General features: G+C 71.5%; 8 protein-coding genes. 4 read left to right on the plus strand and 4 right to left on the minus strand.

Going from position 1 to position 8189, the window contains the following annotated elements; translation table 11 throughout:
* Positions 1 to 273 precede the first annotated feature (273 nt).
* A complete protein-coding gene (gene ubiB, locus ACK4UM_RS20625) occupies positions 274 to 1836 on the minus strand; it encodes a 2-polyprenylphenol 6-hydroxylase (RefSeq protein ID WP_409802844.1) in 1563 nt (520 codons plus the stop codon).
* A gap of 17 nt (positions 1837 to 1853) precedes the next feature.
* On the minus strand, positions 1854 to 2615 hold the full coding sequence (ubiE, locus tag ACK4UM_RS20630; protein ID WP_409802846.1) for a bifunctional demethylmenaquinone methyltransferase/2-methoxy-6-polyprenyl-1,4-benzoquinol methylase UbiE: 762 nt from the start codon (positions 2613 to 2615) through the stop codon (positions 1854 to 1856).
* A gap of 274 nt (positions 2616 to 2889) precedes the next feature.
* Here ubiE and trpS point away from each other — a divergent pair, with 274 nt between their 5' ends.
* The 3 genes from trpS to ACK4UM_RS20645 all read left to right on the plus strand — a co-directional run bounded on the left by trpS (position 2890) and on the right by ACK4UM_RS20645 (position 6024).
* On the plus strand, positions 2890 to 3897 hold the full coding sequence (gene trpS, locus ACK4UM_RS20635) for a tryptophan--tRNA ligase (RefSeq protein WP_409802865.1): 1008 nt from the start codon (positions 2890 to 2892) through the stop codon (positions 3895 to 3897).
* Positions 3898 to 4069: 172 nt separating this feature from the next.
* The gene (locus ACK4UM_RS20640) at positions 4070 to 5317 is read left to right on the plus strand and encodes a lytic murein transglycosylase (RefSeq protein WP_409802850.1); all 1248 of its coding nucleotides are present in this window, start codon (positions 4070 to 4072) and stop codon (positions 5315 to 5317) included.
* A 74-nt stretch (positions 5318 to 5391) separates the two neighbouring features.
* The gene (locus ACK4UM_RS20645; protein ID WP_409802853.1) at positions 5392 to 6024 is read left to right on the plus strand and encodes a glutathione S-transferase family protein; all 633 of its coding nucleotides are present in this window, start codon (positions 5392 to 5394) and stop codon (positions 6022 to 6024) included.
* A gap of 220 nt (positions 6025 to 6244) precedes the next feature.
* On the opposite strand, the gene ACK4UM_RS20650 is transcribed toward ACK4UM_RS20645, so the two are convergent.
* Positions 6245 to 6535: a hypothetical protein gene (locus ACK4UM_RS20650; RefSeq protein WP_409802857.1), complete on the minus strand. Its 291-nt coding sequence runs from the start codon at positions 6533 to 6535 to the stop codon at positions 6245 to 6247.
* Between the two features lie 5 nt (positions 6536 to 6540).
* Positions 6541 to 7542 (minus strand): ketopantoate reductase family protein, encoded by a 1002-nt coding sequence (locus ACK4UM_RS20655; RefSeq protein WP_409802859.1) that lies wholly within the window; start codon positions 7540 to 7542, stop codon positions 6541 to 6543.
* 137 nt (positions 7543 to 7679) lie between these two features.
* Between ACK4UM_RS20655 and ACK4UM_RS20660 the strand changes: the two genes are divergently transcribed.
* Positions 7680 to 8189 (plus strand): gamma-glutamyltransferase (locus ACK4UM_RS20660; protein ID WP_409802862.1); only part of this gene is annotated, 510 nt, incomplete at its 3' end.

An 8189-nucleotide genomic window follows, 5' to 3' on the forward strand; every position in this document is an offset into this window, starting at 1 on the left:
CCCCTCAGGGGAAGGTGGCCCGGCGCCGAAGGCGACGGGTCGGATGGGGTTTTTCGCCGCGACAGCGGCGAAGGGGCGTTGTCGTAGGGCTCCTTACGTAAGGAGAAGCCCAACACCCCTTCGACCCTTCGGGTCGAAAGACCCAATCCGTCTCCGACCCCTGTTCGGGGTCGGAGCCACCTTCCCCTGAGGGGAAGGAGAGGGAGCGTCCTCTTCGCGTCGAAGGCATGCAGGTATCACGATGTGTGCACTCCGTGACCCTTCAGGGAGGGATCAAAACAACCCGATCACCAGCGCGATCGCGATCACCCACAGGGCGAGCGCCACCATCCGTCCGCGCGTCGCGGCGGCTTCGCCGGCGCGCTCGATGGATTTGGGCGCAAGAGCGATGCCGCTCGTCGTGTCGTGCTCGAGCTGGATCAGGAGCCGTTCGGCGCGCACCGCGATGTCGGGGAGGTTCGCCATCACGCCCGCGAGCGTGCGCAGGCTGCGGCCGAGATCCTCGACGCGGCCGACGGGGCCGAGATTGCGCTCGATCCAGGTGCGCACCACGGGCTCGGAGATCGTCCACATGTCGAGATGCGGGTCGAGCCGGCGCGCGACGCCCTCGACGACCACCATGGTCTTCTGGAGCATCACGAGCTCGGTGCGCGTCTGCATGTCGAAGATCGCGGTGACCTCGAACAGGAGCGCGAGCACGCGCGCCATCGAGATCTCGTCCGCGCGCCGGTCGTGGATCGGCTCGCCGATGGCGCGGATCGCCTGCGCGAAATCGAGCACGGAATGGTGCGGGGGCACGTAGCCCGCTTCGAAATGCACCTCCGCGACGCGCACGTAATCGCGCTGGATGAAGCCGAGCAGGATCTCGGCGAGGAAGCGGCGCTCGCGATGGCCGAGCCGCCCCATGATGCCGGTATCGACGGCGACGAGCCGCCCCTGCGGATCGACGAACAGGTTCCCCGGATGCATGTCGGCGTGGAAGAAGCCGTCGCGGATCGCCTGGCGCAGGAAGCTCTGGATGACGATGCGGGCGAGCGCGGGGCGATCGTGGCCGGCGGCGTCGATCTCCTCGAGCTTGTTGAGCTTGATGCCGTCGATCCACTCCAGGGTCAGCACGTCGCGGTCGGTGAGGTCCCATTCGGGCTTCGGCACGCGGAATTCGACGTCTTCCGCCGTGTTCTCGGCGAGCTCGGAGAGGGCCGCGGCCTCGAGGCGCAGGTCCATCTCCATCGTCACCGAGCGCGCGAGCGTCTCGACGACCTCCACCATGCGCAGGCGCTGGCCTTCGGGCGAGACGCCTTCGAAGAGGCGCGCGGCGAAGCGCATAGCGGCGATGTCGCGCGCGAAGCGCTCGCGCACGTTCGGCCGCGTCACCTTGACGGCGACGACCTTCTCGCCCTCGCGCGTGCGCATCACGGCACGGTGGACCTGGGCGATGGACGCCGCGGCGACGGGCTCGCCGAAGGAGGTGAAGACGGCGTCGATCGGGCGCCCGAGCGCCTCCTCCACCACCTTCACCGCCTCCTCGCGCGGGAAGGGCGGCATCCGGTCCTGCAGCGCCTCGAGATCGCGCGCGGCCTGCATGCCGACGATGTCGGGGCGGGTCGCCAGGAACTGGCCGAACTTCACGTAGGACGGGCCGAGCCGCGTCAGCGCCGCCGTCAGCCGCGTCGCGGACGAGCCCGCATCGCGGCGCTCGACGAGGCGCGCGAGCCGCAACAGGAGCCGCGCGCCGGGCGGCACGGCCACCTCCGGCACGAGCGCGAGCGCGCCCTCGCGGGCGAGGACGTAGCCGGCACGGATGTTGCGCGCGAGGTGGACGAAATTGCCGATCACGATCGTTGCGCCCCGCCTCAGATCTTCCAGGCGGAATGGAGCCGCACGATGCCGCCCGTCATCGCCCGGTGGGTCACGCGCCGGAAGCCGGCTTCCTCGATCATGTCGGCGAAGAGGCCCGGCGTCGGGAAGCGGCGGATCGATTCGACGAGGTAGCGGTAGCTCTCGGCATCCCCCGTCACCATCCGCCCGAGGCGGGGGATCACCTGGAAGGAATAGGCGTCGTAGATCCGGTCGAAGCCCGGCACGTCGGCCTTGGAGAATTCGAGGCAGAGGAAACGGCCGCCGCGCTTCAGGACACGATGCGCCTCCGCGAGCGCGGCCTCGATGCGCGGCACGTTGCGGATGCCGAAGGCGATCGTGTAGGCGTCGAAGCTCTTGTCCGGCAGGGGCAGCGCCTCGGCATTGCCCTCGACGAAGGTGGCGCGCGGCCCGTAGCGGGTGCCGGCGCGCTCGCGGCCGACCGCGAGCATGTCGCCGTTGATGTCGAGGATCGTCGCCCGCGTCGCCGGCCCGCCCGCGTCGAGCACGCGAAAGGCGATGTCGCCGGTGCCGCCGGCGACGTCGAGATGGGCGAAGGCGCGATCCCTGGGCACGCGCAGGGCCGAGACCATCGCATCCTTCCACGCCCGGTGCAGGCCCGCCGACATCAGGTCGTTCATGAGGTCGTAGCGGCCGGCGACGGAGCGGAACACCGCATCGACGCGCCCCTGCTTCTCGGCGAGCGGCACCGTCTCGTAGCCGAAATGGGTGTCGCTGCGGGTCTCGTCGTCGGCCATGCTGTCGTTCCCCATGCTCTCGATCGTCCTCGCAGCCGCCATCGGCTCTGGTCGGTGCGGGGAGACATACCGAAAGCGCCGCCCCAAGGCTATCGCATCTAGGAGGGCGCGCGGCTTTTCCCACCCGCCGGGTCCGATCGCCGGGACGGTCGGCGACGCGCGGCGAGCAATGAATGCCCCTTACGGGCGCTCCCGCCTTGCGCTTTCGTTGCACCCGTGGCATCTCCCGGCGAACCCGAACCCCGCGCTCCGGGAGCCCGCCCCCATGTCCACGATGCCCGCGGCCAAGCCGGTCATCCTGACCGGCGATCGTACGACCGGCCCCTTGCATCTCGGCCATTACGTGGGGTCGCTGCGCAATCGGCTCGCCTTCCAGGACACGCACGAGCAGTTCCTGCTCCTGGCGGACGCGCAGGCGCTCACCGACAACGCCCACGACCCGGAGCGCGTGGCCTCGAACGTGATCGAGGTCGCGACCGATTACCTCGCCGTCGGCATCGACCCTTCCCGCACCACGATCTGCGTCCAGTCGCATCTGCCCGCCTTGGCGGAGCTGACGATGCTGTACGCCAATTTCGTCACGGTCTCGCGTCTCGAGCGCAATCCGACCATCAAGGACGAGATCCAGCAGCGCGGCTTCGCCCGCGACATACCGGCCGGCTTTCTCTGCTACCCGATCGCCCAAGCGGCCGACATCACGGGGTTCCGTGCGACCGTCGTCCCGGTCGGCGAGGATCAGGCGCCGCTCATCGAGCTCACGAACGAGGTGGTGCGTCGCGTCAATCGTCAGGCGGGGCGCGACGTCTTGCCCGAGGCGACGGCGGTCGTGCCCCGAATCGGGCGCCTGCCGGGCGTGGACGGCAAGGCGAAGATGAGCAAGTCCCTGGGCAACGCCCTCGTTCTCTCGGCGTCGCCGGCGGAGATTTCGGAGGCGGTGCGCCGGATGTACACGGACCCGAATCACCTTCGGATCAGCGATCCGGGACAGGTGGAGGGGAACGTCGTGTTCACCTGGCTCGACGCCTTCGATCCGGATGTGGAGGCGGTCGCCGCGCTAAAGGAGCATTATCGCCGCGGCGGGCTCGGTGACGTAGCGCTCAAGAAGCGACTCGACGACATCCTCCAGGAACTCGTCGCGCCGATCCGCGAACGCCGTGCCAGGCTCGCGGCGGATCGCGACATGATCCGGGACGTTCTGCGCGAGGGAACGCTGCGCGGCCGCGCGCGGACGGAAGAGACGCTGGCGAGCGTGAAGGAAGCGCTCGGCCTGTTCGCATTCTGACCGGGCGTCGGGACGGTCTTCGTGGCTCCCTCCGGCGCGGTCGGCTGCGCCGCCGACCGTGCCCGGGGCCGCCGACGGATGCGGGCGGAGGCGGCCGCAGCCGTCGGCGCCCTTTTTCCTCCGCCTTTGCATGCGATGGACGGGAGACCTCCACTGGAGACCGTGCTCTGCGATGCCCGTCCTCGATCGTCTCTCGTCCGTCGCCTTCGCTCTCGCCGTCATCTTCGCGACCGTGCCTCCCGCCCTCGCGGAGCGTCTGCCCCCGCCGCGGCCGGAGGGGGTGATCGCGACGCGCGCACCCTCGTTCGCGGCCTTCCGCGCCGATCTCGAGCGCGACGCCATCGCCCGCGGCCACGATGCCGAGCTCGTGCGCGGGATCGTGCGCGGGTTGCAGGAGGAGCGCCGGGTCACGACCGCGATCGGCGCGCAGCGCGAATTCGTGACGCCGATCTGGGATTATCTCGACGGCGCCCTCTCCGATGCGCGAATCACCCGCGGGCGCGACGCGCGGCGCCGGCATGCGGACACGCTCGCGCGGATCGAGCGGGAGACCGGCGTGTCGGCGAGCGTGCTCCTCGGCATCTGGGGCATGGAGACGAATTTCGGCTCCTTCATGGGCGACCACGACACCTTCCAGGCGCTCGCCAACCTCGCGCATGCCAGCCATCGCCCGGATTATTTCCGCGACGAGTTCATGGCGGCGCTCACCCTCGTCGAGCGCGGGCAGGTGCGCCGCGCCGCCTTGCGCGGATCCTGGGCGGGCGCCATCGGCCACACCCAGTTCATGCCCTCGAACGTGCTCCTGCATTGCGCGGACGGGGACGGAAACGGGCGCTGCGATCTCCTCGGCTCGATCCCCGACGCGCTCGCCTCGAGCGCGCGCTACCTGCTCGCCCATGGCTGGGAGCCGGGCCTGCCCTTCGGTTTCGAGATCACGCTGCCGGAGGGCTTCGACTTCTCGCGCGAGAGCGGGAGCGCGCGGGACTGGACGGAGGCGGGCGTGACGCGCCGCGACGGCTCGCCGATCGCGCTGCCGGACGACGCCGCGCTCGAGCTCCTCGTGCCGGCGGGCGGGCGCGGCCCGGTCTTCCTCGTCACGCAAAATTTCGAGGCGATCAAGCGCTACAACCCCTCCGAGGCCTACGCGCTCGGCGTCGCCTATCTCGGCGAGCGCGTCGAGGGGCGTCCCGGCATCCGCGCCGCCTGGCCGCGCGCGACCGCGCCGCTCAATGCCCGCGAGCGCCGCGAGATCCAGGAGACGCTCGCCGGGCTGGGCTTCTACGACGGCCCGGTGAACGGCAATCTCGGCCCCATGACGCGGGCGGGCATGCGCGCCTTCCAGCGCGCGCAGGGGATCCTCGCCGACGGCTTCCCCGATCGCGCGGGCCTGCGGGCGCTGCGCGCGGCGCGGGGGAGCTGAGCGGCTTCGAGACCACGTTTTCGCACCCGCGCACGCGCCGATCCGCTAGCCTGTCGTCGCAAGAGGAGGCTGCGATGGCAACGCTGGTGGTCTGGGGGCGGGCGAATTCTGGCAATGTGCAGAAGGTCCTGTGGACCTGCGACGAGCTCGGCCTCGCCTACGAGCGGCGCGACGCCGGCCTGCGCTTCGGCATCGTCGACACGCCCGAATACCGGGCGCTGAACCCCAACGGCCGCATCCCGACCCTCGTCGACGGCGACGTCGTCCTGTGGGAATCGAACGCGATCGTCCGCTATCTCGCGCTCGCTCATGGCGGCGTCGGCACGCTCTATCCGGAGGCGCCGGCCGATCGCGCGCGCGTCGAGCGCTGGCTCGACTGGAAGCTGACGACGCTCCTGCCGGCGGAGCAGGCTCTGTTCCACGGCATGATCCGCACCCCGCCCGAGGCGCGCGATCATGCCGCGATCGAGGCCTCGATCCGCGCGAGCGGCAGGGCGTGGGCGCTCCTCGACGCCCATCTCGGCGCGCGCGACCACGTCGAGGGCGACCGGCTCACGCTCGCCGACATCGTGCTCGGCACCTTCGTCCATCGCTGGTTCGGCATCGAGGGCATCGCGCGGCCCAACCTGCCGAGCCTGCGGCGCTGGTACGAGCGCCTGCACGAGCGCCCGGGCTTTCGCCGTCACGTAGCGGTGCCGCTGACCTGAGCCTTCGTGAATCTTTCGCTAAGTTCCTCGATGCCGTCATTCCGGGGCGCGAAGCGAGCCCGGAACCCAGACTCCCGACGTTAAACTAGCAGCCTGTAGGCTGCGTCCTTAGACGTAACCATAGGGCTGCCGAACGAGCGCGCATGCGCGCTCGAACAAGCGTTGGGGTTCTGGGTTCCGGGCTCGCTTCGCGCCCCGGAATGACGGGCCGGAGAACGATTCATAAGCTGTGAGCCCGAGCGCTCGCCCGCGCGTGCCCGCCGATCGCCTCCGCGACCCGCGCCCGGATCGCCGCTTCCGACAAGGGCCGGTCGATCAGGATGCCGATCGTCGGGTGGGGATATTGGCGCCGGCGTTTGGGCGTGCGGGCATGGCCGGAGACGCGGATCGATACCGGCGAGCCAGGCTTCTCCAGATAGAAGCTGTCGCCGCGAGCCGCCTGCGCCCGCAGCGCGAACCCCGCCTCCTCCAGGAGGCGGACCGCGAGGGCGCGGCCGGCTTCGGGGGACACCGTCCTCATCGCCCCCGCGACGCGAAGCGCGCGAGATCGCCCAGCGTGCGGGTGGTCGGCACCGGGACGCCGACGAGATCGGCGAGCTCCACGACGGCGTCGACGATCGCGCCGAGCTCGAGCGGGCGGCCCGCTTCGAAGTCCTGCAGCATCGAGGTCTTGAAGCCCGCCATGCCCTTCGTCATAGCGAGCCGCGCTTCGACGTCGATCGGGACCGGGGCGCCGAGCGCCGCCGCGACGTCCTTGACCTCGACCATCGCCCGCACGGCGATGGCGCGCAGGCCCGGATCGCCGACCATCGCGTCCATGGTCGCGCCGGTGACGACGGAGAGCGGGTTGAAGGAGGTGTTGCCGAGGAGCTTCGTGAAGATCTCGACCCGGATGTCGTCGGCCGCCTCGGCGGCGAAGCCGGCGCGCACGAGGAGATCGGCCAAAGAAGCGACGCGGCCGTCGGCGGGGCCGTGCGCGCGGCCGATCACGAGCCGGTTGCCGCTCGTCCACAGGACATGCTCCGGCGCGAGCCGCTGCGAGGCCATGTAGACGACGCATCCGACGATGCGGCTGCCGGGAATGGCGGCGAGCAGCGCCCCGTCGGGGTCGACCGCGCGCACGGGGCGCCCGGCGAGGGGCCCGGCGACGCCGTCGAAATAATACCAGGGGATGCCGTTCATCGCCGGCACGACGAGCGTCTCCGCGCCGAGGAGCGGGCCGATCGACGCGAGCGCGCCGGGCCAGTCCTGCGCCTTCATCGCGCCGACGATCACGTCCTGAGGGCCGAGCGCGGCCGCGTCCGAGGTCGCGGGGACGGGCAGCGTCTCGCGCCCCTGCGGCGTCTCGAGCGTGAGCCCGCGCGCGGCGATCGCCTCCGCCGTCGCCGGCCGGGCGAGGATCGTCGTGCGCGCCCCCGCCGCGTGCAGGCGATGCGCGATCGCGCCCCCGATCGCCCCGGCTCCCAGGATCGTCACCCGCATGCCCGCGCCTCCCGTCTCGGCCGCATCGCAACGCATCTAGCACGGATCGTGCCGGGGGCGAGGCCCCCTCCCGCGCCACCCACGATCCGCCGTCGATTCCGTCCGATGGCGCGCGCACCTGTCTTCTCGCGGTCGTCCACCCGTGCCATACCAGTTCGCCTGGAGGCCGATTCATGAGCACCGAGAGCGCGAGGGTGGGGGCGCGCGGATGCGTCGCCGCGGGGTCGCCGCATGCGGCGCGCGCCGGGGCGGCCGTGTTGGCGGCGGGCGGCAACGCGGTCGACGCCGCGATCGGCGCCTGCCTCGCGCTCTGCGTCGCCGATCCGATCAATGCGAGCCTGATGGGCCGCTGCCAGATCCTGGGCGCCGCGCCCGACGGCGGCGTCTTCGCGATCGACGGAGCGAGCGTCGCGCCGGCGCGGCTGGCCTATGCCGGCGAGCGGCGCGGACCGTTCGCCGCCGTGCCCGTGCCCGGCCTGCCCCGCGCGCTCGCCGCCGCTCACCGCGCGCATGGGCGTCTGGGGCTCGCGGCGATCGTGGCGCCGGCCCGCGCGCTCGCCGAGGAGGGCTTCGAGGTGCCGCGCCATCTCGGCGCGATGTTCGAGGAGAAGGGCGCGCTCATCGCCCGCGACCCGGCCGCCCGCCGCCTCCTCGGCGGCGGCGCGGGCGTGCTGCCGCGCGCC

It is taken from the genome of Salinarimonas sp., assembly GCF_046292825.1.
In the GTDB taxonomy this organism is placed as follows: domain Bacteria; phylum Pseudomonadota; class Alphaproteobacteria; order Rhizobiales; family Beijerinckiaceae; genus Salinarimonas.